The organism is Candidatus Hydrogenedentota bacterium (assembly GCA_016791475.1).
GTDB lineage: Bacteria > Hydrogenedentota > Hydrogenedentia > Hydrogenedentales > JAEUWI01 > JAEUWI01.
Map to the genome: position 1 here is coordinate 1 of JAEUWI010000374.1, position 567 is coordinate 567.

A 567-nucleotide genomic window follows, 5' to 3' on the forward strand; every position below is an offset into this window, starting at 1 on the left:
CCGCCTGCTGTGCACCTACCGGGGGCCGGGCACGGAATGGCTGGACGATGCCACCGCCGATCGCAGCAAGCTGGGCATTGGCGCCGGCGGGCTGCCCGACGACCAGTCGGGCCTGCTCGGCAGCGGGACGCAGATCCAGCGCATTCCCGGCTTCGCCGTGGCCCTGCTGAAGGGCAGCCTGTGGCAGGGCAACGGCCGCCGCGGGATCATCCATCGCTCTCCCGCGGTTCCGGCCGACGGCTTTCCCCGCGTGGTGCTGGCCGCCGACGGGGTGTGGTGAGCCCCATGGCCCCGGCCATTCACATCCGCGACCTGCGCTTTGCCTGGCCAGGCCAGACTGCACCGTGCCTCACCCTGTCCGCCCTGGACGTGGGCCAGGGAGAGCAGGTGTTCATCCAGGGGGAAAGCGGCGCCGGCAAGAGCACCCTGCTCAACCTCATCGGCGGCGTGCTGCTGCCCCGGGAAGGCCGCGTCCAGATCCTCGACCAGGCCCTGGACGCCCTGTCGGCCCCCGCCCGGGACCGCTTCCGGGTCGATCACATTGGCTTCATCTTCCAGCAGTTCAAT

Annotated in this window: 2 protein-coding genes; both read left to right on the forward strand. The window is 70.9% G+C overall.

Annotation, left to right across the window (positions count from 1 at the left end; genetic code table 11):
• Positions 1-280 (forward strand): DUF1826 domain-containing protein (locus tag JNK74_29755; protein MBL7650356.1); only part of this gene is annotated, 280 nt, incomplete at its 5' end.
• A gap of 5 nt (positions 281-285) precedes the next feature.
• Positions 286-567, forward strand: a 282-nt coding sequence (locus JNK74_29760) for an ATP-binding cassette domain-containing protein (protein ID MBL7650357.1), incomplete at its 3' end; no start/stop codon positions are given.